We start from the raw sequence: 23,681 nt of genomic DNA, 5'->3' as shown, positions 1-23,681 counted from the left end.
CCTCCGGCATGACGGAGGAGAGGGCCCGCACCTTAAGTAGTCAAAGGCCGCAGGGTGAAACCTGCAGCCTCGTATTTGTTGTAGCGACCGCGCGTTACACCGCCCGCGCCCGCTTCACCTCCACCTGCGTCCACTCAGGCAACCAGTCGCGGTGCGCGACGAGGAGATCATCCACCAGCGACCAAATCTGGTCGAGATCCAGTTCCGCCGCCGTATGCGGGTCCATCATCGCCGCGTGGAAGATGTGCTCGCGGTTCTCGGTCATCAGCGCCCGCACCGTCAGCTCCTGCACATTGATGTTGGTGCGCATCAGCGCCGTCAGCTGCGGCGGCAATTCGCCGATGAAGGTGGGCTGCACACCGTTATGGTCAACGAGGCAGGGCACTTCCGCCGCACAATCTGACGGCAGTGAGGTGATGCAGCCATTGTTGCGCTGGTTGCCATAGATGACAGAGGGCTCGCCGGTCCAGACCGAGTTGATGATCGAGGAGGCATATTCCTTGGACTGCTTGACCTCGATCTTCTCGGCCGAACGATAGGCAGCTGCCTGGCCTTTCCAGCGTTCGATCTGCTCGATGCAGCGCTTGGGATATTCATCGAGCGGAATGCCGAATTTCTCGATCAGGTCCTCACGACCTTCCTTGATGAAATAGGGCGTGTATTCGGCGAAATGTTCGGAGCTTTCGGTGACGAAATAACCGAGCCTTGTCAGCATCTCGTAGCGGACCTTGTTGGGGCAGCGCGGGTTCCAGCCGGGTTTTGGTGCACGGCCTTCGCGGTAGCCGCGCACGAGATCGGGATAAAGGTTCTTGTAGCTACCGTCGGGCTGACGATGCTCGAATTCGAGGAAAAACGCCATGTGGTTAATGCCGGCCGAACGATAGCGAATTTCCTCGTAGGGAATATCGAGGTCATGGGCGAGCTCCATGGCCGTGCCCTGTACGGAATGGCAAAGGCCGACCTGCCGGACCGTCGGGTATTTTTCCGCGATCGCCCAGGTGTTGATCGCCATCGGGTTGACATATTGCAGCATGATCGCATTGGGGCAAACGGCAAGGATGTCCTCACAAATCTTCCACAGGTGCGGCACGGTGCGCAGGCCGCGCATGATGCCACCGACGCCGAGCGTATCGGCAATCGTCTGGCGCAGGCCATATTTGCGCGGCACCTCGAAATCGGTGACCGTGCAGGGCTCATAACCGCCGATCTGGAAGGCGACGACGACGAAATCCGCACCGGCGAGCGCCTTCTTCTGGTCGGTATAGGTCTCGGCCTTCGCCTTTGCCCCCAATGTCGAGATCAGCTTGTTGACGACGATGGCGCTTTCTTCCAGCCTTTCACGGTTGATGTCCATCAGCGCGATGGTGGCGCCGGACAGGGCCGGACGCTGCAGCACATCACCGATGATGTTCTTCATGAAAACAGTGGAACCTGCGCCGATAAATGTGATCTTGGGATCTCTTGCCATTTCTACCTCCGGCATTTGGCATTCAAGCGATTTCGAAGGCGGCCCTTACAAGCCGCTGAGTATATTCGGTTTTTGGGTGAGTGAGAACGTCCTCGACGGGGCCTTCCTCGACGATCCTGCCGCTTTGCATGACGATGACGCGGTGGCAGAGTGCGCGCACCACCTTCAGGTCATGCGAGATGAACAGGTAGCTCAGGCCCCGCTCATCCTGCAGCTTGCGGAGCAAATCGATGATCTGCGCCTGTACGGAGAGATCGAGCGCCGAGGTCGGCTCATCGAGCAGGATGAATTCCGGCTCCAGCGCCACTGCACGGGCAATGGCGATGCGCTGGCGCTGGCCGCCGGAAAATTCGTGCGGGAAACGCGAGAGGATGTTGCCGGGCATGCCCGCCGCCTCCAGCGCGTCGCGCACCCGCTCCAGTCTTTCGGCCTTGGTTTTGCCAAGACCGTTGATGATGAGGCCTTCCTCGATGATCTGGCCGATGGTCATGCGCGGGTTGAGCGAGGCAAAAGGATCCTGAAAGACGATCTGCATACGCGAACGCAAGGGCCGCATTTCCGCACGCGAGCGGCCATCGACCCTCTCGCCATCAAAGATCACCTCGCCGCCCACCGGCTCGTTCAGCCGCAGCAGCGATTGCCCGAACGTGGTCTTGCCGGAACCGGATTCACCGACCAGCCCCAGCGTCTCGTGCCGCCTCAGGGTCAGGCCGAGACTGTCGACGGCGATCAGCTCTTTCAGTTCCGGTTTGAACAGCCCGCCGTAACGCATCATGAAGGAAACGCGCACACCGCTCGCCGTCAGCAGCACGCCGGAATTTTCCGGCAGCGGCTTTGCCGTGCCATGCGGTTCGGAGCCGAGCAGCTTCTTCGTATAGGGGTGCTGCGGCGCTTCGAAGAGCTTTTCCGTGGTGTTGTGCTCACGCATCTCGCCATGCTGCATGACATAGACGTAATCGGAAAACTGCTTCACGATCGTCAGGTCATGGGTGATGAGCACCACGGCCATGCCGCGCTTCTTCTGAAGGTCGCGGATGAGGTTGAGGATCTGCGCCTGCACCGTCACATCAAGCGCGGTGGTGGGTTCGTCGGCAATCAGCACGTCAGGATCGTTGGAGAGCGCCATGGCGATCATCACACGCTGCCGCTGGCCGCCGGAAAGCTGGTGCGGATATTGCTTCAGCCGCGCTTCCGGCTCCGGTATCTGCACCTGCCGCAGAAGATCGAGCGCCCTTGCCTCGGCCTCTTTCCGACTGAGTCTCGAATGAACGCGGATCGCCTCGACGATCTGGCTACCGATCGTATAGATCGGGTTCAATGAACTCATCGGCTCCTGAAAGATCATCGAGATGCGGTTGCCACGCAACGCTCGCCGCTGGCGGCTCGAGAACTTCAGAATGTCGTCGCCATTGAACCGCACGGTCGCGGATTTCGAAACGGAAGCCCGCTTCGTCAGAAGGCCCATGACGGTGCGCGCCGTCACCGATTTTCCCGAACCGGATTCGCCGACGATGGCGATCGTCTCTCCGCGATAGAGCTGGAAGGAAATATCCTTCACCGCCTCCACGATGCCGTGTTCCACCCTGAAGGTCACGGCAATATTGCGCGCGTCGATAATGGCATCGTCCTGACGGTCATCGGCATCGAGGCGGATCGCAGGGGCGTAGGCGTTGTTCTGGGCAGCAACCATGACACACTCCTCTCAATAGGGATCGACGGCATCGCGCAGGCCATCGCCCAACGCGTTGAAGGCGAAGACGGTGACCAGCACGAAACCGACCGGGGCCAATATCCATGGATAGGAACCGATGACGGAATAGGTGGCGGTATCCTGCAGCATCAGCCCCCAGGAGATGAGCGGCGGCTTCACCGCAAAGCCGAGGAAACCGAGGAAGGATTCGAGCAGCACGACGCTTGGAATATGCAGGGTGACGGCGACGATCACATGGCTCATCACATTCGGCAGGATATGCTGGAAAATAATGCGCCGGTCAGTGGCCCCGACGGCAATCGCCGCCCGGACATAATCGATACGCGCCAGCGCCAGCGTCTTGCCCCGCACTTCGCGGGACATCTGCGCCCAGCCGAGCGCCGACATGACACCGACGACGAAGACGAGGAAAACGGTCGTCGGCGCGGTGACAGGAATGAGTGAGGTCAACGCGAGATAAAGCGGCAATTGCGGGAAAGCGAGCACCACTTCCACGAAACGCTGTATCCAGGCATCCAGCGGCCCGCCGAAATATCCTGATATCAGCCCGACGCTGGTGCCGATGACGGTGACGATGGCGACGACGCTGAGCGCGATGGCAAGCGAGATGCGCGAGCCATAGATGGCGCGCGACAGCACGTCGCGTCCGAATTTATCGGTTCCGAGAAAATGCACCGGCTGGCCATCCGTCGAGCCGAAGAAATGCCGGCTCATCGGGATGAGACCCAAAAGCTTGTATTCTGCGCCCTTGACGAAAAAGCCGAGATAAACCGGATTGTCATAGTCCGGCCCGACGATGGGCTGGAAGGTGATCGGATCGAGCTCTTCGGTCTCGGCGATGGCATAGACCCGCGGCGAAAGGCTGATATTGCCGTCCTTGTCGCTGAAGCGCACCACCTGCGGCGGCGAAAAGCTGCCATGGGTTTCGAGCGGGTTCATCGGCGCAAAAAAATCCGCGAAGATGGCAATGAGGATCAGCAGTACCACCAGCACCAGTCCAACCATGCCGGTGAAGGAGCGCCTCAGACGCCGCCAGACAAGCGCGAGATAGCTCTCATTGCCATGGGCGGAACGGTCGGGTTTTGCGGGGACGGCGGTTTCGTTCTTCATCTCGTCAAACGCCATCATCTCAGGCCCTCCCGAATTCGCGCACGCGCGGGTCGAGCATGGCCAGAAGCATATCGGCGATGATGTTGCCGATGATGAGCGTGGCGGCCAGCACCATCATGAATGTCGCAGTGACATAGACATCACCCACTGCCATGGAGCCGACGATGGCGGGACCGACGGTCGGCAGCGCGAAGATGATGGCGGTTTCGATCTCGCCGCTCAGCATGTAGGGCAGCACCACCCCCTGATACATGACGAGCGGGTGCACGGCATTCGGCACCGCATGGCGCATGATGACGGCGCCTTCCGAAAGCCCCTTGGCGCGCGCGGTCTCGACATATTGCGCATTCAGCGTATCGAGCAGATTGCCGCGCATCACCCGCATATTATAGGCCAGCCCACCGAAGACGGCGATGGCGACCACCGGCCAGACATGACTGACCAGATCGACGAATTTGCCCCACGACCACGGTGCACCGCCATATTGCGGCGAGAAGAAGCTGCCGATCTCGGACACGTCGAAATGAAACACCATGAGATAGACGAGGATCAGCGCCATAAGGAAACGCGGGATCGTCATGCCGAGAAAGGCGATGGTGGAGAGCAGGTTGTCGACCCAGGAATATTGCCGTGTGGCCGCCCAGATTCCGAAACCGATGCCGAGAACGGATGCAAAGATGTGGCAGACCAGCGCCAGCGCAATGGTGCGCGGCAGGCGTTCGCCAACCACATCGGCGACCGGCTTGTTGTAATAAAAGCTGTAGCCGAAATCGCCGCGCGTCACGATGCCACCGATCCAGTTGAAATATTGCACCACGAGCGGCTGATCGAGACCGTGTTCGACACGATAGGCCTGCGCCTGCGCTTCCGCCTGTTCGAAGGACGCGCCGCCCTGGTTCATCAGCTGCGAGCGGATGTAATCGGCATAATCGCCGGGCGGCGCCTGAATGATGGCGAAGGTCACCACACTCAGGATCAGCAGCACCGGAATGGCGGATGCAACGCGTATCGTCAAAAATCGCAGCATCGACGGTCTCCTCGGTTTGGGTGGGCCGTGTGTCTCCGGCCGCGCTTCACGCGCGACCGGTACCGGGTGTTCTCCGGGAGGAGTACTTTAAGGTATTGGCATTTCCGGACGGAAAACCGGGGTCCCTTTTCCTTGAAATGCGCTAGCTATTTGTTTCTACGCATTTTCCGGACGTAAAACCGCTACGCACTTTTCCTGGAAATGCTTTAGTTAATCGGCCCGCCCTCACCCGGCTTGCCGGGAAGCTGCTGCGGGAAAAGTTCGTATTTGCCCTGCTTGTCGGCCGCGACCCACAGGCGTTCGCGGATGATGGCGTCTTCAGCCCAGTTGAACATGAAGATCGGCGTGCCCTGCGGCACATTCGAGAACCGCTTGTTGACGATCAGCGCGCCGGGATATTCGGTGAGACCAATCGTATAGAGGTTCTGCGTGTAGACCTTCTGATATTGCTTCATCAGGTCCGCCCGTTCGGCATTGTCCTGCGAGGAGATGAATTTCCGCACCAGATCGGCCATCTCCTTCTCGAACGGCATCAGATCGAGCTCCTTGCCTTCGGGAGAGCGGTGGTTCCAGCTGGTGCGCGGGCCAACAGGGGCAAGCTGCTCGGTATTCTGCACCACCGATGAAAGCTCGGTGGAGTTGCGGCGTACCAGCCAGTCGAACTGCCCGCCATAATGGGCGGCGTCGCGCTGGTTGGAATCGAGGCTGTTGATGACGACGCGCAGGCCGAGTTTCGCCATCTGGCCAACAAGACCTTCCGCGAGGCTCTTGTCCGTCGCGTAACCGTTATTGACGAGAAGGGTAATTTCGACATTGCGACCATCAAGCGTTTCCTTTGGGAAATTCAGGAAACCATCGCCATCCGTATCCTTCAGGCCGATCGAGGCGAGTGCGGCCTTGGCGGCCTCGAGATTGAAGGGGTAATAAACCGTGGAGGCGCGGTCATAGAAGCTGGTGCCAGACGAAATGCCACCCGGATAGATCGCCGTGAAAGGTCCCTTCACCAGCGAGTCGCCGACTGCCTTGCGGTCGATGGCCGATGTGACGGCCTGGCGGAACACCTCGTTGCGGTTCAGCTCGCGAATGGCCTGCCCGCGCTCATCAGGATTGCCCCAGCCATTGGCGGAAAAATTCATCTGCAGATTATAACCGATAAGCCGCGGCCCGAAGGCAAGGCGGGCCGGCGCATTGGGATCGGCGGCGCGTTTCAGCGAGGCGACGAAGTTCTCCGGCTGCTCGAGATTGGAGAAATCGCCCGATCCCGCCACGGCCTGCACGTCACGGTCGGCCCAGGTGGAAAGCTTGTAATGGACCTCGTTGAGATAGGGCAGCTGCTGGCCCTTTTCATCCACCTTCCAGTAATAGGGGTTGCGCCTGAGCACGATGATATCATCGGGCCGATAGGCGACCGGCACCCAAGCACCCATGACCGGCATGTTCATATATTCCGGCGGGAAAGCGTTCTTGAACTGGTTATAGGTGTTCTTGGAATATTTCGGATGCTGCGGTTTCAGTATATGCGACGGTCCGGGGCAGAAGCTCGGATAGGCCATGGTGTAGAGATACTGCTTGGGAAAAGCGGCCTTGAAGGTCCACTCCACGGTGTAATCATCGATCTTCTTGAGCGTCGTTCCCTCACCGAAAGCCTCAGGCGATGCGCCGCCGCCAAGCGGTGACACATTTGGATCGACGACGGCGTCTTCCCAATAAAACATCACGTCATCGGCGTTGAAGGCTTCGCCGTCCGACCACTTGGCGCCCTTGACGAGATGCATCGTCAGCCTGTGGCCGTCTTCGGACCATTCCCAGCTTTTCGCCAGATTGGGCAGCGGTTCGGTGTCCTTGGCATCCACCTGGAAGAGCGGTGCGGTGCGCGTCAGGCATTCGGAAAGGGCGATATCGATGCCACCCCAACCCTGGCTCTGGCCGGCAATATAGTTCCAGCCTTCGGGCCTGCCGCCGACAACGTGTCGCATCGTGTCGCCGTAAACGCCGGCGCCGTCGGGCATGTTGGCCGCCTTGTAGACCAGCGGCTCTTCCGGCAAACGCTCCTTCAGCGGCGGCAATTTGCCGGTCTTTTCGAATTTCTCACTGACCCAGTCGGGTTCGCTGTAATTTGGCAGCGCCTTGAATTCGAGGATCGAGTCGCGCGCGACATAATTGATCTTGCCTTCGGCCGGAAATTGCGGCGGCTCCGGCGGCGTGGTGGTCTCGAAGGCATTCGCATTGAGTGCGATCATCGAAACACCGAGACCCAGTGCCGAGATGATACCAATCTTGCATTGAAGTAACATCGTCATTCCTCCCAAATGGCAGCTCTTCGACCGCCCACCCTCTTTGATCGTTCTGACCGGGCGGCAAACTCCCTTTTGCCGCCGGCCTGTTTCCTCACTTTTCCTCAAACGGCCTTTTTCAACGCCGATTTTTCGGCCCGCAATTCCTCGATGGAGCGCACGTTGCGGCGCGCAGCTCCCGCCCAGTCACGGGTCTTGACGCTGGATTTCGCAAGCCGCTCCTTGGCGGCCGGCACGGCATCGGCATATTGAGGCAGCCAGCGCGCCTGCGCGACGACCATCTCATCGACCATCTGCCAAACCTCCTCCGGCGTGGCGACAGCACCAACCAGCGGGTCATGCAGCACCGCAAGTTTCAGAAGATCGATATCGCCACTCACCGCCGCATGCACAGACATGCGCTGGACGTTGATGGAGGCCATGCAGGTGGCAGCACAGGCTTCCGGCAACGTCACGCCCGAGACCATGTTGATGCCGAAACGATCAACGAAGCCGGGCGATTCGATGATCGCATCCGCAGGCAGGTTGCTGATGACGCCATTGTTCTTGACGTTGAAATGGCCGCGATAGACGCGCCCGGTTTCCAGCGCTTCCAGAATGTGGCTCGCATGTTCGTTGGAGCGCTTCGCCGGGTCGATGGGCTTGGCGGCGGATGCCAAGAACTGCGGAAACTCCGTTTCGAACCAGTTGCGCGTTTCGGTGGAATGGCGCAGATACCCTCCGGTTTCGCCGTGGATCCAGTCGGACATGTCGATCCAGCGGGCGATTTCCTCTGGCCGCTTGCGATACCACGGCAGATATTCGGAGAGATGGCCGTTGCTTTCCGTCGAATAGACACCGAAACGCTTCAGCACATCGATGCGCAGCTTCTCCTGCTGCGAGAAGACCGGATGCGCTTCGAAAGCGGCGATCAACTCGTCCTTTTCGATCTTGCGGCCGTTGAGCCTCAGATCGATAAACCATGTCTGGTGGTTGATGCCCGAGCAGATGTAATCCAGTTCGGACACGCTTTTCGCACCGAGAATTTCGGCGATCTGTTCGGCACCGTGCTGCACGCCATGGCAGAGACCGACCGTATCCACCTTGCCATATTCGATGGCCGCCCATGTGTTCATCGCCATGGGGTTGGCATAGTTCAGGAATTTTGCGCCGGGTGCCGCGACCTCGCGGATATCCTTGCAGAAATCCAGGATGACCGGAATGTTGCGCTGGCCATAGAGAATGCCGCCGGCGCAGATCGTATCGCCGACGCACTGATCGATGCCATATTTCAACGGAATGCGGATATCGTCGGCATAGGCTTCCAGACCGCCGACCCGCACGCAGCTGATGATGTATTTGGCACCCTCCAGCGCCCGGCGGCGGTCGGTATCGGCTGTCACCTTCACCGGAAAACCATTGGCCTCGACGATCTTTTCAAGGATCGCCTTGATCATATCGAGATTGTGCTGGCTGATATCCGTCAGCGCGACTTCAATGTCGCGAAACTCCGGCACGCACAGGAGATCGGTGAACAGTTTTTTCGTGAAACCGACGCTGCCTGCGCCAATAATAGCGATTTTGAAACTCATAACGCCACCTCTGTTGCAAATCGAACGGGTGAAACGGGCCGAAGGGTCATGAAATGGCGCTGTAGAAAAATACCCGTGAGAATCCCGGAAAACCGGCCTTCCTCCCAATTTTTCAGCAACAATATCCCGTTGGCTGTCTCCTCGGATCGGGATTATGCGTATAAAGAGGGTGAGGACCAGAGAAGGATTATGCTTTCATGGGTAATTTTGTGCTGCACGATTTGATCGATCAGGGACCGGGCATGCGCACCGTCTCGCTGCCGCGCGGCCGCCAGACGCTGCACACCATGCCGACCAGCAGCGGTTATGAAATCCGCCGCGGCGGCAATTACGACTGGGACGGACGCAAGCGCGGCCAGACGCCCTTCACGGTGCTGCAATATTGTATCAGCGGACAGGGCAACCTGCGTTACGAGAACCGCCACTATGTGGTGAAGCCGGGCGAAACCCTGCTGCTGCTCATCCCCCACAATCACCGCTACTGGCTGGAAGAGGGCAAGGAGTGGGAATTCTTCTGGATTTCCATGAATGGCGAGGAAGCCCTGCGCATTCACCGCAACATCCTCGCCGTCACCGGCCCGATCCTCAAGCTCCAGTCCGAAACCGTCGATCACCTTGCCGAATGCTGTTCGCGCCTGGTCAATGGCGCGGAAACGCCGGGGGCGGCCTCCGCCGTGGCCTATGAAGCAGCTATGACGCTTTATGATGATGTCTTCGGTTCGCACCCTTCTTTCGGCGGCGAATATCGCACCCTGCAACAGGTGCTGAGCCACATAGACAGCCATCTCGGCGAGCGTCTATCCGTCAGCGACCTCGCGGGCGTCGCCGGCCTCAGCCGCGCGCATTTTTCCCGCATCTTCACGGCAAGCGAAGGCATGCCGCCCGCTGAATTCGTGCTGCAACGCCGATTGAGGCGGGCGGCCAAGCTTCTCACCACGGCCGCAAACATCCCGATCAAGGAGGTTTCCGTGCTGTGTGGGTTCGAGGATCCGAACTATTTCTCCAAGGTCTTCCGCCGTCTTTACGGCACCAATCCCAGCGAATTTCGCACCACCGGCATGTATGCGAGCGTTCGGCAGGACGGAACCTGAAAAAACAACTTCGTTTTGCCACGTTTCAGGCGACTAAGAATGGACTGAACAACCTCTTTGGAGATCGGCTGAGGTGAACAGCAAAGTCCGCACGATCCTCGTTTTTCCAATCAGAGCAATCATCGTATTTGCACTGATCCTCGACGGAATTTTCCGGCCGCTTTATCGGCCTGTCATCAGGGCCATATCCGGCATAACATTCATCAGGCGACTGGAAAACCGGATCGCCGACTTGCCGCGTCTCGCCATTCTTCTCTGTCTTGCCGTGCCCTTCGCCATTGCCGAACCCATGAAGATCGTCGGCCTTCTCCTGATTGCCCATGGTGCAATCAAGACAGGGATCGGTGTCACGATCCTCGCCCATCTGGCAACCTTCCTGATCGTCGAACGCATCTATCACGCGGGGAAGGAAAAGCTCCTCACCTATGCCTGGCTCGCCTGGATCATGCGCTATGTGCGCTTCGCCCGTTCCTTTTACGATCGCGCCAAACTGGCGACCTTGAACTGGATCCGGCTGAGGGTCTTGGAATTCCAGAGGTAAGGGCGTTTCCGTTACTTCCGGCGGCGCAGCTTCTTTAAAACATATTCCACAAGTGCGGTGGACTGCAACGAAACGAGGATGATGGCGATGCCGAGCACGACACGGGTTTCGGGCACCTCGTCAAACAGGAAATATCCGACAGCCGTGACGAACAGGATCGAGAGATAGCTGACGGGCGCAAGGACGCTGGCATCGGCGATACGATAGGCCCGCAGGAAGCAATATTGCCCCATCTGCGCCAGAAGCCCGATGGCCAGCAACGGCCCCCAGTCGAGCGGCGCAACCGGCTTCCATGTCCAGATCGCCGGAACGGCAGTGATGACGGCAAGGCCAACGGTATAAAATACCATCATGACCGTGGTGTTTTCCTGCCGCAACGCCCGGGTCTGGATCACTGCAAGTGCACCAAACACCACAGATACGAGGACGACAAGCACGCCCCCGTTAAACTCCGCCCCACCCGGCCCGATGACGACAAGCACGCCGGCAAATGCGAGGCAGGCTCCGGCCCAGCGATACCGACTCACTCTTTCACCGAGAAAAGCAACGGCCATCGCCATCGTCACCAATGGTCGGGAGAAGCCGACGGCGTTGACCGTGGCAAGCGGCAGGAGGGTGATGGCGATGAAATTGCTGGTGAGCGCGATGGCGTTGCAGCAGATGCGAAAGAGGTTGCGCCAAGGATATTTGACGCGCAGCATCTCCATCCGATGCCGCCAGATCAAAGGCAGGATGAAGATAAGGCCGATCATCGCCCGGATGAAGACGAGCTGGAAGGCGGGATAGGTAACACCCTGCGCCTTAACCAGCGCTGTCATTCCTCCCGCAACAAGGGTCATGTCCAGCAACAGCCAGCCGATACCCGCGCGCGTATCGGTTTCGCGCGGGTTTTCCTGTTTCTCACTTTGTCCGTGGGCATTCACGCCGGTTGCACAAGGTTTGCCATGAGGCGGAACGCCCCCGGCACAAGCTTGTCCATCTGGTGATGCAGCACGAGGCTGGTATGGGTGTGACGGCCCTTGCCGATGACGCCCGAGACCAGCGCGCCCTTGAGAGGCTGTTCATCGACATCGTGCATGGCGAGCAATGGCTCGTACACGTCATCCCAGCGCGAGGCGAAATAAAGCCCGCGCTCCTTGTCCCAGCCCGCCCAATCGGCAGCGCCGATGATGTTGGGGCCGGCAAGCAGCGGATGATCGGGCAACAGCACCGTCACCTCCGCCGTCGGGTCCGTTACCCGCCAGCGCAGCGACGGTTTGCCGATTTCAAGACGCTGGACCGGTGTTGTCTCCGGGTTCCATCCGTCGGTCGGCCGGTGATAGAGCGTGACCAGATGGCCGCCGTTTTCGACAAAGCGATGGAGCTTCTCCGTCGCAGCAGTGAGATCCCTGCGGATGCCGAAGGCGAATATGCCGACGACAATTGTCGTGAAAGGCGAGAGATCGCCGCCGAGCGCCTGCGCGTCGAGTTCGGTGACATCGAGACCCATGCGCGACAGCCATGAACCGACCCGGTCCGCACCGCCGCCGACATAACCGATCCGCGCGCCCTTGGGCAGTTTGAGGTCCAGCGACAGAATTTTCATGACGGACGGAGCAAGAAACCGCGCCCTGCCAATATGCGGATAGGCGATAGGGGTGACCTGGAAAGCCGGCTGCGAACCGGAGATCGCCTCAAGCTGTGCAAGCCCCGCCGCGCCCTCGCCCGTGCGTTCAGCAACCCAGCCGTCTCCCGATCGGTTCACATTCCAGCCGCCAGCGCCCCTGAATGAAATCGGTGTATCCGCGCCTTTCACAAGGGCCTGAAACACATGTGTGTCCCGGCCTTGCTCCAGCGGAACGAGAAATGCATCCGGCGAAAGCGTGAGCGACTGCGCCGGCGTAACGAAAAACGGTTCTTCCAGATCGAAGAGAGCGGAAACCTCCCGCCCTTCGAGCGTTGCAGCCACACGTACGAAACCATGGCCGTTGCCGCCTGCCGTCTTCCAGTCCGGCTGATAGAGACCTGAGACAGCCGTGGTTTGATCGGCGGCAAGGGAAAAGACAACTGTCTGTCCCAACGACCTGATGGACGACGACACTCCACTCGGAAGAACCGGTGTTACCTTGATATCGAATTCGGCCGCCCGGTCGGAAAGCTCCACAGAAAGCGACGTTTCCCCACCCGGAACGATCTCTGCCGGCTCGGCATAGGCCCGCTCGAAAAGATTAAGCGCGGTCAGAATGGCAGCATCGACTTCAGCCCGTTTGCGCGTGATCCTGTGGCCGTGCAAGTCCGTGAATTCACTTGCCGCGGCTTCATCCACCTTTTGCAGAAGGGCCGCCGCATCCAGTAGCGATCTGGTGATTTCCCGCGTGTCGGGAAAAGCCGCAATCGCGCGGCCGATGGCCTTTTCGGCCTCGACCAGTGCTTTCTGGGATTCGGAATCCAGCCCCGCAACGCCGGCAAGGGCGGCAAGCGTCGATGGCAGGTTGTCGAGGATCGAACTTTCTTCTCGATTGGCGGCGTCGGAAAGTTCGAGATGAAGCGGCCAGAGTTCCTGCGCACGCTTCGGCCAGTGCCCCATTCCCTGCGAGGCATGGTAATAACGTGACCATTCGCCGATACGGTCATATTCCGCACCGGTCGCCGGCTCCTTGCCGGCCGCATTGATCGTCAGGGTGGTTTCCGGCGGCGGCACTTCGTCATCATAGGTATCGCCACCGCCCGACCATGCCGGAAGGTAGAACTTCGCCACCTTCCAGGGCTTCAGCCCCTCGGAGAAATGTTCAGGGTAAGCGGAAGGATCGGCCGCCAGCGCAATCGCGCTTCTTGCAGCCCGTGTCATGGCGCGGTGGTGCCCGTGCTGCCCCGGCACATCGAGAAATGTCGGGATGACGATATCGGGACGCTCCTTGCGATAGGCCCGCACCAATCTTTCGACGATGCGCTGCTGCCCCCAGCGGCCGAAGGTCTGGTCGCCATCCTTGGAGAAACCGAAATCATGGATCATATCCGCCGGTCCGTGGCCAAGCCAGCTTATGTCGGCATCGATGATACGGGCGGCCTCTTCGAGTTCCCGCGAGCGAATGACACCAAGCGCGCCCAGTCTTTCCGGCCCCAGCGCGTTCTGCCCGCCCTCGCCGCGTGTCGAACAGGCAATGATGATCCGCATGCCCAGTTCCATGCGGAAATAGGCGAGAAGGCCGTTCTGCTCATCATCCGGATGCGCGCCGGTATGCATGACGGTGGCGGTGGATTTCAGCGCGCTCAGCTTGCGGTGCAGGCGAACGAGCCATGGATCGGCCATCTGCCGTTCGATGCGCTCGCGAGGGGTAAGCATGGGCGGTCTCCTCCAATATTCAGCCCGGCGCCTGTGCTGCGGCTCCCGGGGATGTCTCCAGTTTTGGTGTGACGATATCGAACAGCGGCAGCGCCGCAGCGCCAAGGGCGGCGGTCAACTGCCCGGATTTGCCGTGCATGACGCGCGGCAGTTCCCGCTGCCGCCGGCTTGCGACCGAGGTCGGCAAATCCCCCATGCGCTGAATGATTTCGCTGATGATGACCTCCGGCAGCGCGCCACCGAGGATGACGGTCTGCGGATCGAGAATGTTCTCCAGCATGGCAATCATCGGCGCGAGATGGGCCGAGGCATCGTCGATCCACTCTGTCACGACAGGATCGCCGGCTTTGAACAGAGCTTCAAGATCGCCAAGTTCGGTATCGGCGATACCGGCATGGCTGAGCTTTTCCTTCAGCACGTAAACGGAAGCATAGGCTTCCAGGCAGCCTTTTTGCCCGCAGGACGGGCAGGCCCTGCCCCGCGGCGATACGGTGACGTGGCCGATTTCGCCGGCGTTTCCGAATGCACCGCGATAGGGCGAGCCATCCTGAATGATGCCAAGACCGATACCGACGCCGAAATAGATCATGCAGAAATTGGGGATCGCCAACCCCGCGCCGAACAGGCGCTCCCCGACGGCAGCGGCTGTCGCGTCATTTTCCACCACCACCGGCTGGCCGCAGGCGTCGCTCAGCATCTGGCGGGCATCGATGCCGCCCCAGCCGGAAAGGGTCGTTGGCCCGACCGAGGTCATGCCATCGATCTCGAAGGGACCGGGCATGACGACGCCGGTGCCGAGCAGCCTGCAACCGAGATTTTTCGCAACAGCCGCATGCTCGGCGGCAAAGGTCTTGAATATGGCCTCCGGCGTGGTGTCCGTCAGCGGCGTGACGCGATGGGTGCGCAGCACGCCGGCGAGATCGAGGCCGACGGTGACCATATGGTCGGCGGCGATTTCCACGCCGATCGTCGCGCCGCCATCCGGATTGACAGCGAACTGGATCGGCGGCTGCCCCCTGCCGGTGCGGCGACGGCCGAGTTCCTTCAGCAATTCTTCACCCACCAGCTCATCGACGATGTTGGCGACTGCCTGGGCTGTCAGATGGGTGATCTTGGCGATCTGGGCGCGACCGAGCGATCCGTGACGCCTGACGAGGTCGAGGACGACTCGCCTGTTATGCTCGCGGCTCCGCTCAGGATTTTTTCCGATTGCTACGGGATAGGCATCCACCGTGTGCACCGTCATCTCTTCAATTTCCCCGTCCCTTAGAAAATTCATAACGTCCAAATGACGATAAGCGCAATATAATAATTCAAGTAAATTATCTTATTGACAAATGCCCGTGTTCGGAGAACCGTAGAGAACGACCGGGGGTCAGGCTCGCATGGGGATGGGACACGAAAATTCCCGTTGCCGGACGAGTGAATGAGCACGCGCGAAAGCGCGGATAAAGGGAACGATCACTCCGCATCCGGAAGACCGGACGGAGGAAATGGAGGGTTACATGCGCAGGGCAACTCTGTTCGCCGGCTTGGTCGCCGGTTTCAGCACATTTGCATTCAACGCCGCGCAGGCGGTTGAAATCGAATATTGGCAATATGTCTTCGACACACGCGTAAAGGCCATGGATGAGCTGATCGCGGAATTCCAGAAGGCCAATCCTGACATCACCGTCAAGCAGGTGACCTTTCCATACGCCGATTACCAGACGCGCGTCATCGCCGCCAATCTTTCCGGCAAGGGCCCCGACGTGATGCAGCTCTTCTATGGCTGGCTGGATAAATTCGCAGCCGGCGGCATCCTGCAGCCACTGCCAACCGACGCCTTCCCGCATGACAAGATCGAAAGCGAATTTTTCCCGATCGTCAGCGCCATGAAACGCGGCGACGATTATTACGGCCTGCCGACAGCGGTTCGTTCGCTGGCGCTCTTCTACAACAAGAAGCTCTTCACCGAAGCAGGTCTCGACGCCGCCAATCCGCCGAAGACGCTTGACGAATTCGTGGCAGCCGCGGAAAAGATCGCCAAGCACGACGCCGCCGGAAACCTGACGGTCGCCGGTTCCACGCTCGACATGGGCGGCCAGGATCACCAGTGGTGGCGTGAGATTCTCATTCGCCAATATGGTGGCGAACCCTATACCGACAATGACCAGAAGGTCGCCTATAACAGCGAGGCGGGCGTTCAGGCACTGAAATTCTACACCAGCCTGCAGCTTGAAAAGAAGATCGGTCAGGCCGGCTTCATGGATGAAGGCCAGGCCGCCTTCCGCGCCGGCAAGGCCGGCATGACCATCGACGGCACCTTCCGGCTGGGCTCGTTCCGCACCATCAAGGATTTCGAGTGGGGCGTGACCGAACTTCCCACCAATGACAAGAATATCCGCTCCAACTATGCGAGCTACTTCGCCAACGGCATCAGCGCCAAGACCACGGGCGAAGAGCTTGAGGCGTCGAAGAAGTTCCTCGCCTATATCTCTTCGCCGGAGGCCATGGCGATCTGGCTGAAGACGGTGGGCGAGTTGCCGGCGCGGCGCTCTGCGGCACTGACAGAAGAAAACCTGAAGGACCCGATCTACGCGCCGTTCCTGAAGGGTCTGGAATATGCCCATACAACACTGTTCATGGATGAAGCCGCCCAGCGGCAGAACGCCATCGACATGACCAACCGGGTCCTGCTCGAAGGCCAGTCGGTCGAAGATTCCATCAAGCAGGCCGCCGAGGCCGAGCAGGAAATCATCGACGCGGCGAAACCCTGAAAACCGCAGGTCCAACAATGACAGCGATCGATCAACAGGGGGCGGCATCCGGCCGCCCCGGCGGCTCCTTCGGAGATCGCCTTTCCATGCGCACCAAACGGCTTTTGTGGATCTGGAGCTTTCTGGCAATCCCGATCCTCTTTTACAGCGTCATCCGTTTTTACCCGACGCTGCAGGCCTTCTATCTATCCTTCACCAACTGGGACCTGCTGCGACCGGCAAAGTTCATCGGCATCGCCAATTACGTCAAGCTGTTCAAGGACCCGCAATTCTGGAAGGTGTTCAAGAACACCTTTGCCTATCTTATCGTCGGTACGCCGATCAGCCTTGTTCTGGCTTTCGTCATCGCGTTTTATCTGGACCGGGTGCGCATTCTGCACGGCTTCATCCGCGCGCTTTATTTCCTCCCCTACCTGACCACGGCTGCCGCCATGGCCTGGGTTTGGCGCTGGTTCTATCAGCCGCCGCCCATCGGCATCATCAACGACGTGCTCGGCCTCATCGGCATTCCCCAGCAGCCATTTATTCGCTCCACCGATCAGGCGCTTTATTCGGTCATGGTGACGGCCATCTGGGCGGGCCTCGGTTTCCAGATCATCATCTTCATGGCGGGCCTGCGCGCCATTCCGACGACATTCTACGAAGCCGCCCGTATCGACGGGCTGGGTGAATGGGCGATCCTGCGCAAGATAACCTTGCCGCTTCTGAAACCCACCACCGTTTTCCTCGTGGTGTTTTCATCCATCGGCTTCCTGCGCATTTTCGACCAGGTCTATAACATGACCACCAATGATCCGGGCGGGCCGCTCGGTTCCACCAAACCGCTGGTGCTGATGATCTACCAGACCGCATTCAACTCCTATGCGATGGGCTATGCCGCCGCGCAGACGGTCGTCCTGTTCACCATTCTTCTCGTCGTATCGCTGATCCAGCTCTGGGTCCTGAGGGAAAAGAAATGAGCGAAGCCTCGCCACTCTCCCACGCCCGCATCCGCCCCGGCCGCATTCTCGCCTGGACGCTGCTGTTCATCGGTGGCCTGATCATGGTTTCGCCGCTGCTGTTCATGTTCTCGACATCGTTCAAGACGGCGGATCAAGTCTATGATCTCAGGCTCATCCCGGCTGCGCCGACAATCGCAAACTACATCACCGTCATGGCCGACGGCCGTTTCCTGCGCTGGTTTTTCAACTCGATGCTGGTCGCCGTCGTCGTCACCATTTCCAACTGTTTCTTCGACAGTCTGGTCGGTTATACGCTGGCGAAGTTCGAGTTCCGTGGTCGATACTTCATCTTCCTCGCAATCCTCTCGACGCTGATGATACCGACCGAAATGCTTGTTATTCCATGGTATCTGATGTCCAGCCAGCTGGGCTGGCTCGACAGCTACTGGGGCATCATGTTTCCGGGCATGATGACGGCCTTCGGCACCTTCCTGATGAAGCAGTTCTTCGAGACGGTTCCTAACGATTTCATCGAGGCCGCGCGCGTCGACGGGTTGAACGAATTCCAGATCTGGTGGAAAGTCGCCCTGCCACTGGTGACGCCGGCGCTCTCCGCACTCGCGATCTTCACCTTCCTTGGCAACTGGACAGCCTTTTTCTGGCCGCTGATCGTCACGACCAGCAAGGAACTCTATACTCTGCCGGTCGGCCTCTCGAGCTTTGCCGTGGAGCAGCAGATCCAGTGGGAAATGATCATGACGGGCGCAGCCATTGCGACCATCCCAACCCTTATCGTCTTCATCGTCCTGCAACGCTACATCGTGCGCGGTGTGATGCTGGCGGGTCTGAAAGGATAATATTATGGCCGATATCAACCCGCGCCAGTCGGATACCAGCAAGTTCCCCGACCCTGTCTACAAGGAAACAGTGCTGCGCCCGCTTTTCGACGGCGCCAAGAACCACCATGTCGACGGTTTCCGCCGCATTGACCGCGCCCATCTGGTCATGCTTCGGGAAACCGGCATTCTCGACGCCGAAACGGCGGCCAAAATCGCCGGCGCGCTTGAGGATATCGACAGGACCATCGAGCCATCGGAACTTGTTTATACCGGCGAGGTCGAGGATTTCTTCTTCCTGATCGAAAAGGAACTGAAAGCCCGCATCGGCGTCGATGTGGCAGGTCGCCTGCACACGGCCCGTTCGCGCAACGATATCGATCACACGCTGTTCAAGATCGGCCTCAAGGACAAGATCGACACGCTCACCGCCAAGGCACGCGTTCTGCTGAAAGCGCTGATCGATGCCGCCGAGCGCAATCAGTCCACGCTGATTGTGGCCTATACGCATGGGCAGCCCGCCCAGCCCACGACCTTCGGCCATTACCTTTCCGCCGCCATCGAGGTGTTGATAAGGGATATTGACCGCTTCGCTGAGGCGCGCCGCATCGTTGACCTTTCGCCAATGGGCGCTGCCGCCATCACCACCTCGGGCTTTCCAATCGACCGTGCACGCGTTGCCGAATTGCTGGGCTTTGCCGCGCCGCTGCGCAATTCCTATTCCTGCATCGCCGCCGTGGATTATACGACAGCAACCTACGGCGCGATCGAGCTGATGTTCCTGCATCTCGGCCGGCTCATTCAGGATTTCCAGTTCTGGACGAGTTTCGAAGTTGGCCAGATCTATGTGCCGAATTCGCTGGTACAGATTTCCTCCATCATGCCGCAGAAACGCAACCCGGTGCCGATCGAACATCTGCGCCACCTCGCCAGCCAGACATTCGGCCGGGCGCGTACCGTGCTTGATGTGATGCACAATACGCCCTTCACCGACATGAACGACAGCGAAGGCGAAACCCAGGGCATGGGTTACGAGGCCTTCGCTTCCGCCGGCCGGGTTCTCGATCTTCTCGCCAGCCTCGTTGGCCAGATCAGCATCGATCCTGAAAGGGTCGACCAGAACATCCGCCGTTCCTGCATCACCATCACGGAACTGGCGGATTCGCTTGTCCGTATCGAAGACCTGTCGTTCCGCCAAGCGCACGAAATTGCCGCGACCGTCGCCAGAAGCGTCGTCGCGCTGAAGGGCGATCTGCCGAATGACGGCTATCAGCCGTTCCTCAAGGCCTTCAATGAGCTGACAGGACGCGAGACCGGCATTGACGAGGAAAAATTCAGGCAGATCGTCTCGCCGGAGCACTTCGTCGCGGTTCGCAGCCGCTTCGGCGGCCCTGCCCCCGAACCGATGCGGGAGGCCATCGCGGCCTATCGAGACAAGCTGGGTGAGTTGGCAGCGGAAGCACAGCGATCCGCCGACCACGAAGCGGCGAAGGCCACCGAACTGACAGAGAAATTTACCGCCCTGACGGGAGCGCGATAATGGCGACAATCGAACTCAATCAACTCGTGAAGCGCTACGGCAAGGTCGAAGCGGTCAAAGGCATAGACCTGGCCATTGAAGACGGCGAATTCGTCGTTTTTGTCGGCCCTTCCGGCTGCGGCAAATCCACTACGCTCAGAATGATCGCCGGGCTGGAAGAGATTTCCGATGGCACGCTCAAGATCGCCGGTAACGTCGTCAATGAGAAAGAACCGAAACAGCGCAACATCGCCATGGTCTTCCAGAACTATGCGATCTATCCGCATATGACGGTTCGCCAGAATATCGGTTTCGGGCTTTATACATCAAAGCTCGACAAGACGGAAAAGAACCGCCGCATCGAAGAGGCCGGCCGGGTGCTGGGGCTTGAAGCCCTGCTTGACCGCCGTCCCGCGGCCCTGTCGGGCGGCCAGCGGCAGCGCGTCGCCATTGGCCGCGCGATGGTGCGCGATCCCGCAGCCTTCCTGTTCGATGAGCCGCTCTCCAATCTCGATGCGCAGTTGAGATCGCAGATGCGCATTGAAATCAAGCGCTTGCATCAACGTCTTAAGACGACCACCGTCTACGTCACCCACGATCAGGTGGAAGCCATGACCATGGCGGACCGTATCGTGGTGATGAAGGACGGCCATATCCTGCAGGTCGGCACGCCGACGGAACTTTACGAAACACCCGTCGATATCTTCACGGCGCGCTTCATCGGCAGCCCCTCGATGAACCTGCTGCGCGGCACCAAAAAAACCAGCAGCGTTACGCCCTCCGCCACGGGTGAGCTTTTGATCGGCGTCCGGCCACATGATCTGCTGGTCGGGGAAAACGGTGCCGCACAGGGAACGTTTACGCTCGAGGGAACTGTAACGGCAGTCGAGCCGCTCGGGCCGGAGACGCTTGTTCATCTGGATACCGACACCACCTCGGTGATTGCGACGGCCAGAGGCAAATCCATTCCCGCTGTCGGCAGCCGGTTGCAATGCCAGGCGGAAGCAGGCGCGCTTTATCTTTTCGATGCGAAAACGGAAAAGCTTCTGGGTCGCGCATGATGACAACAGAAAAAACAGCCGTCCTCAGCATCGGCCGGATCTATTGCGACCTCATTTTCACCGGGCTTGACGAATTACCCGTTCTCGGCCGGGAACTGTTTGCCCGCGACATGGAAATTGCCGCCGGCGGCGGGGCCTTCATTGCCGCCGCGCATTTCGCCCATATCGGCCGCCCGGCCGCGCTGCTCGCAAGGCTCGGCACAGACACACTGTCGCGCGCGATCGGCGAGAGGATGCAGCAGAGCGGCGTCGACCTGCAATTTCTGGAGCATTCGGCAGATGCGGGACCGCAGGTCACGGTGGCAAGCGTGGTCGGGCAGGACCGGGCGTTTCTGACGCGCCGCGCCGGCACCGTTCGCCCTTCAACCCTTGATGCCGCCTTCGCATGGAACGGGGCATGCCATCTGCATATTGCCGAATTTGCCACGCTGCACGAAATCCCAGATCTCGTTTCCCGCGCCAAGGCAAATGGCCTGTCCGTCTCGCTCGATCCGAGCTGGGACGCATCACTGATATATGACAAGGGACTGCTCAAGGCCTGTACGGGGGTCGACGTCTTTTTGCCCAATCTTGAGGAAGCCGAAGCGATCACGGGTCATTCAGAGCCGGAAGCGGCCATTAAGGCACTGGCAGAGGCTTTTCCCCTCGTCGCCCTCAAAGGCGGTGCGCAGGGCGCATGGGTATCCTCTTCAGCCGGACTTCGGCATGCCGCGGCTCAAAAAGTCCCTGTCATCGACACGACGGGCGCAGGTGACGCCTTTAATGCAGGCTTCCTTGACGCATGGCTTCATCGGCTGGGCGACGAACAATGCCTCAAGGCGGGTGTTGCAGCGGGCAGCCTTGCGGTGCAGGCGGCGGGCGGCGCGCCAAGGGCGACCGCCGCGTGACACGCCCTGCCCGCCTCATTCCCCGCGCGGAAAGCGCTGGTTTTCCTCCAGCACGTTGAGGTCCATGTGGTTGCGCATGTAGCGTTCCGAGGCCTTTTGCAAGGGCTGGTAATCCCACGGATAATAGGCGCCGTTGCGCAGCGCCTTATAGACCACCCAGCGCCGCGCCTGGCTTTCGCGAACGGCAGCGTCGAACCCCGGCAATTGCCAACGCCGGCCAATCTCGGCGGAAAGCAATGAGAGCACATCGCTGAAAGCGGGATCGCCGGCAAGATTGATGCGCTCTTCCGGGTCAGCTTCGAGATCGTAGAGCAGCGGCGGATCGGCCTCGCAGACCGACAGCTTGTAGCGGCCGTCCCTGATGGCGACGAGCGGCGCGATGGAGCCTTCGGCGGCATATTCCATCGGCACCGGGCCGCGCTCGCCAGTTCCCGCAGCCAGCGCCGTCAGATCTTCGCCATCCGTCCAGCGTTTGAGTGAAGTGATATCGAGCCCCGCCAGTCCGCACAGCGTCGGCGTGACATCCAGCGTCGAGACCGGTGCATCGATCAAAGCCGGCTGCCAGCCGGGTGCGGCGATCATCAAGGGCACGCGGGCGGAACCCTCGAAGAAACACATCTTGAACCACAGGCCGCGCTCGCCCAGCATATCGCCATGGTCCGACAGGAAGAGGATGATCGTGTCCTCCTCCATCCGCGTCGCCTTCAGGACGTCGAGGATTTCGCCGATCTTCTCGTCGATATAGGAGATATTGGCGAAATAACCGCGCCGTGCCCGGCGCATCTGTTCTGCCGAAATATCGAAAGCTTCGTGATCGCAGGCCTCCAGCAACCGCTTCGAATGCGGGTCCTGCTCCTCGAAGGCAATCGCCGGCGTCTGCGGGTCGAGCGCCGGGCAATCCTCATAGAGGTCCCAGAATTTGCGCCGCGCCACATAGGGGTCGTGCGGGTGGGTGAAGCTCACCGTCAGGCACCACGGCCGGTCATCGAGGCGGCGCGACAGGTCGTAGAGCTTGCGGGTGGCGTGATAGGCTACCTCGTCGTCATATTCCATCTGGTTGGTGATTTCCGCGACACCTGCGCCAGTCACCGAACCGAGATTGTGATACCACCAGTCGATCCGCTCACCCGGCTTGGTATAATCGGGTGTCCAGCCGAAATCCGCCGGATAGATATCCGTCGTCAGGCGTTCCTCGAAGCCATGCAGCTGGTCGGGCCCGACAAAATGCATCTTGCCCGAAAGGCCGGTGTAATAACCCGCCGCCCGCAGATGATGGGCATAGGTCGGAATATCGGAAGCAAATTCGGCAGCATTGTCGTAAACCCGCGTGCGACTGGGCAATTGCCCGGACATGAAGGAGGCGCGGGCCGGTGCGCAGAGCGGGCTTGCGGTATAGGTGTTGGCGAAGCGGACAGACCGCTCCGCCAAGGCTTTCAGATGTGGCGCATGGAGAAAATCGGCCGGGCCATCGGGAAAAAACGTCCCGTTAAACTGGTCGGCCATCAGGATCAGAATATTGGGACGCGGCATTTCCACTTTCCGA

Annotated in this window: 18 protein-coding genes; 8 read left to right on the top strand and 10 right to left on the bottom strand. The window is 59.7% G+C overall.

The window, feature by feature from the left end; all coding sequences use genetic code 11:
* Positions 1-94: 94 nt before the first annotated feature.
* The 6 genes from melA (ACQZ5F_RS21595) to melA (ACQZ5F_RS21570) all read right to left on the bottom strand — a co-directional run bounded on the left by melA (ACQZ5F_RS21595) (position 95) and on the right by melA (ACQZ5F_RS21570) (position 9,181).
* Positions 95-1,468, bottom strand: a complete 1,374-nt coding sequence (gene melA, locus ACQZ5F_RS21595; protein ID WP_137087899.1) for an alpha-glucosidase/alpha-galactosidase — start codon at positions 1,466-1,468, stop codon at positions 95-97.
* A 22-nt stretch (positions 1,469-1,490) separates the two neighbouring features.
* Positions 1,491-3,158, bottom strand: coding sequence for an ABC transporter ATP-binding protein (locus ACQZ5F_RS21590; RefSeq protein WP_225338168.1), 1,668 nt, complete (start codon positions 3,156-3,158; stop codon positions 1,491-1,493).
* Between the two features lie 12 nt (positions 3,159-3,170).
* Positions 3,171-4,289 carry an ABC transporter permease gene (locus ACQZ5F_RS21585; RefSeq protein ID WP_225338210.1) on the bottom strand — a complete coding sequence of 373 codons (1,119 nt, stop codon included), beginning with the start codon at positions 4,287-4,289 and terminating at the stop codon, positions 3,171-3,173.
* Positions 4,290-4,308: 19 nt separating this feature from the next.
* The gene (locus ACQZ5F_RS21580; RefSeq protein ID WP_046801204.1) at positions 4,309-5,316 is read right to left on the bottom strand and encodes an ABC transporter permease; all 1,008 of its coding nucleotides are present in this window, start codon (positions 5,314-5,316) and stop codon (positions 4,309-4,311) included.
* Positions 5,317-5,522: 206 nt separating this feature from the next.
* A complete protein-coding gene (locus ACQZ5F_RS21575; protein WP_225338167.1) occupies positions 5,523-7,610 on the bottom strand; it encodes an ABC transporter substrate-binding protein in 2,088 nt (695 codons plus the stop codon).
* 104 nt (positions 7,611-7,714) lie between these two features.
* A complete protein-coding gene (gene melA, locus ACQZ5F_RS21570; RefSeq protein WP_080843060.1) occupies positions 7,715-9,181 on the bottom strand; it encodes an alpha-glucosidase/alpha-galactosidase in 1,467 nt (488 codons plus the stop codon).
* A gap of 197 nt (positions 9,182-9,378) precedes the next feature.
* Between melA (ACQZ5F_RS21570) and ACQZ5F_RS21565 the strand changes: the two genes are divergently transcribed.
* On the top strand, positions 9,379-10,272 hold the full coding sequence (locus ACQZ5F_RS21565) for an AraC family transcriptional regulator (RefSeq protein WP_046801201.1): 894 nt from the start codon (positions 9,379-9,381) through the stop codon (positions 10,270-10,272).
* Between the two features lie 73 nt (positions 10,273-10,345).
* Positions 10,346-10,813 (top strand): hypothetical protein, encoded by a 468-nt coding sequence (locus ACQZ5F_RS21560; protein WP_046801200.1) that lies wholly within the window; start codon positions 10,346-10,348, stop codon positions 10,811-10,813.
* An 11-nt stretch (positions 10,814-10,824) separates the two neighbouring features.
* Here ACQZ5F_RS21560 and ACQZ5F_RS21555 read toward each other — a convergent pair whose 3' ends face one another.
* From ACQZ5F_RS21555 to ACQZ5F_RS21545, 3 genes are read right to left on the bottom strand one after another with little or no spacing between them, the layout of a single operon-like run.
* Positions 10,825-11,736 (bottom strand): DMT family transporter, encoded by a 912-nt coding sequence (locus tag ACQZ5F_RS21555; protein ID WP_225245509.1) that lies wholly within the window; start codon positions 11,734-11,736, stop codon positions 10,825-10,827.
* Positions 11,733-14,135 carry a PIG-L family deacetylase gene (locus ACQZ5F_RS21550; RefSeq protein ID WP_448730948.1) on the bottom strand — a complete coding sequence of 801 codons (2,403 nt, stop codon included), beginning with the start codon at positions 14,133-14,135 and terminating at the stop codon, positions 11,733-11,735. The genes ACQZ5F_RS21555 and ACQZ5F_RS21550 overlap by 4 nt, the downstream gene beginning before the upstream one ends.
* Before the next feature lie 19 nt (positions 14,136-14,154).
* Positions 14,155-15,381, bottom strand: coding sequence for an ROK family transcriptional regulator (locus ACQZ5F_RS21545; RefSeq protein ID WP_046801197.1), 1,227 nt, complete (start codon positions 15,379-15,381; stop codon positions 14,155-14,157).
* A gap of 247 nt (positions 15,382-15,628) precedes the next feature.
* Here ACQZ5F_RS21545 and ACQZ5F_RS21540 point away from each other — a divergent pair, with 247 nt between their 5' ends.
* The 6 genes from ACQZ5F_RS21540 to ACQZ5F_RS21515 are packed head-to-tail and all read left to right on the top strand — an operon-like array spanning position 15,629 to position 22,138.
* Complete coding sequence (locus ACQZ5F_RS21540; RefSeq protein WP_046801196.1) at positions 15,629-16,894, top strand: extracellular solute-binding protein; 1,266 nt, start codon at positions 15,629-15,631, stop codon at positions 16,892-16,894.
* A gap of 17 nt (positions 16,895-16,911) precedes the next feature.
* Positions 16,912-17,853, top strand: coding sequence for a carbohydrate ABC transporter permease (locus ACQZ5F_RS21535; protein ID WP_046801195.1), 942 nt, complete (start codon positions 16,912-16,914; stop codon positions 17,851-17,853).
* Positions 17,850-18,692, top strand: coding sequence for a carbohydrate ABC transporter permease (locus ACQZ5F_RS21530; RefSeq protein ID WP_046801194.1), 843 nt, complete (start codon positions 17,850-17,852; stop codon positions 18,690-18,692). Before ACQZ5F_RS21535 ends, ACQZ5F_RS21530 begins: the two co-directional genes overlap by 4 nt.
* Positions 18,693-18,696: 4 nt before the next feature.
* A complete protein-coding gene (argH, locus tag ACQZ5F_RS21525) occupies positions 18,697-20,211 on the top strand; it encodes an argininosuccinate lyase (RefSeq protein WP_448730947.1) in 1,515 nt (504 codons plus the stop codon).
* Entirely contained in the window at positions 20,211-21,251 is a 1,041-nt protein-coding gene (locus ACQZ5F_RS21520) for an ABC transporter ATP-binding protein (RefSeq protein WP_046801192.1), read from the top strand. Before argH ends, ACQZ5F_RS21520 begins: the two co-directional genes overlap by 1 nt.
* A complete protein-coding gene (locus ACQZ5F_RS21515; RefSeq protein WP_225338164.1) occupies positions 21,248-22,138 on the top strand; it encodes a carbohydrate kinase family protein in 891 nt (296 codons plus the stop codon). The genes ACQZ5F_RS21520 and ACQZ5F_RS21515 overlap by 4 nt, the downstream gene beginning before the upstream one ends.
* A 15-nt stretch (positions 22,139-22,153) precedes the next feature.
* On the opposite strand, the gene betC is transcribed toward ACQZ5F_RS21515, so the two are convergent.
* Positions 22,154-23,668 carry a choline-sulfatase gene (gene betC / locus ACQZ5F_RS21510; protein ID WP_225338163.1) on the bottom strand — a complete coding sequence of 505 codons (1,515 nt, stop codon included), beginning with the start codon at positions 23,666-23,668 and terminating at the stop codon, positions 22,154-22,156.
* Positions 23,669-23,681: the final 13 nt, after the last annotated feature.

This window comes from Agrobacterium sp. 22-210-1, from assembly GCF_053522525.1.
This window is presented reverse-complemented; position numbering and strand designations above follow the sequence as displayed.

Coding starts and splice junctions, on each gene's coding strand:
- melA (WP_137087899.1), bottom strand. CDS start 1,468: ATGGCAAGAGATCCCAAGATCACATTTATCGGCGCAGGTTCCACTGTT.
- ACQZ5F_RS21590 (WP_225338168.1), bottom strand. CDS start 3,158: ATGGTTGCTGCCCAGAACAACGCCTACGCCCCTGCGATCCGCCTCGAT.
- ACQZ5F_RS21585 (WP_225338210.1), bottom strand. CDS start 4,289: ATGAAGAACGAAACCGCCGTCCCCGCAAAACCCGACCGTTCCGCCCAT.
- ACQZ5F_RS21580 (WP_046801204.1), bottom strand. CDS start 5,316: ATGCTGCGATTTTTGACGATACGCGTTGCATCCGCCATTCCGGTGCTG.
- ACQZ5F_RS21575 (WP_225338167.1), bottom strand. CDS start 7,610: ATGTTACTTCAATGCAAGATTGGTATCATCTCGGCACTGGGTCTCGGT.
- melA (WP_080843060.1), bottom strand. CDS start 9,181: ATGAGTTTCAAAATCGCTATTATTGGCGCAGGCAGCGTCGGTTTCACG.
- ACQZ5F_RS21565 (WP_046801201.1), top strand. CDS start 9,379: ATGGGTAATTTTGTGCTGCACGATTTGATCGATCAGGGACCGGGCATG.
- ACQZ5F_RS21550 (WP_448730948.1), bottom strand. CDS start 14,135: ATGCTTACCCCTCGCGAGCGCATCGAACGGCAGATGGCCGATCCATGG.
- ACQZ5F_RS21545 (WP_046801197.1), bottom strand. CDS start 15,381: ATGACGGTGCACACGGTGGATGCCTATCCCGTAGCAATCGGAAAAAAT.
- ACQZ5F_RS21540 (WP_046801196.1), top strand. CDS start 15,629: ATGGAGGGTTACATGCGCAGGGCAACTCTGTTCGCCGGCTTGGTCGCC.
- ACQZ5F_RS21535 (WP_046801195.1), top strand. CDS start 16,912: ATGACAGCGATCGATCAACAGGGGGCGGCATCCGGCCGCCCCGGCGGC.
- ACQZ5F_RS21530 (WP_046801194.1), top strand. CDS start 17,850: ATGAGCGAAGCCTCGCCACTCTCCCACGCCCGCATCCGCCCCGGCCGC.
- argH (WP_448730947.1), top strand. CDS start 18,697: ATGGCCGATATCAACCCGCGCCAGTCGGATACCAGCAAGTTCCCCGAC.
- ACQZ5F_RS21520 (WP_046801192.1), top strand. CDS start 20,211: ATGGCGACAATCGAACTCAATCAACTCGTGAAGCGCTACGGCAAGGTC.
- ACQZ5F_RS21515 (WP_225338164.1), top strand. CDS start 21,248: ATGATGACAACAGAAAAAACAGCCGTCCTCAGCATCGGCCGGATCTAT.
- betC (WP_225338163.1), bottom strand. CDS start 23,668: ATGCCGCGTCCCAATATTCTGATCCTGATGGCCGACCAGTTTAACGGG.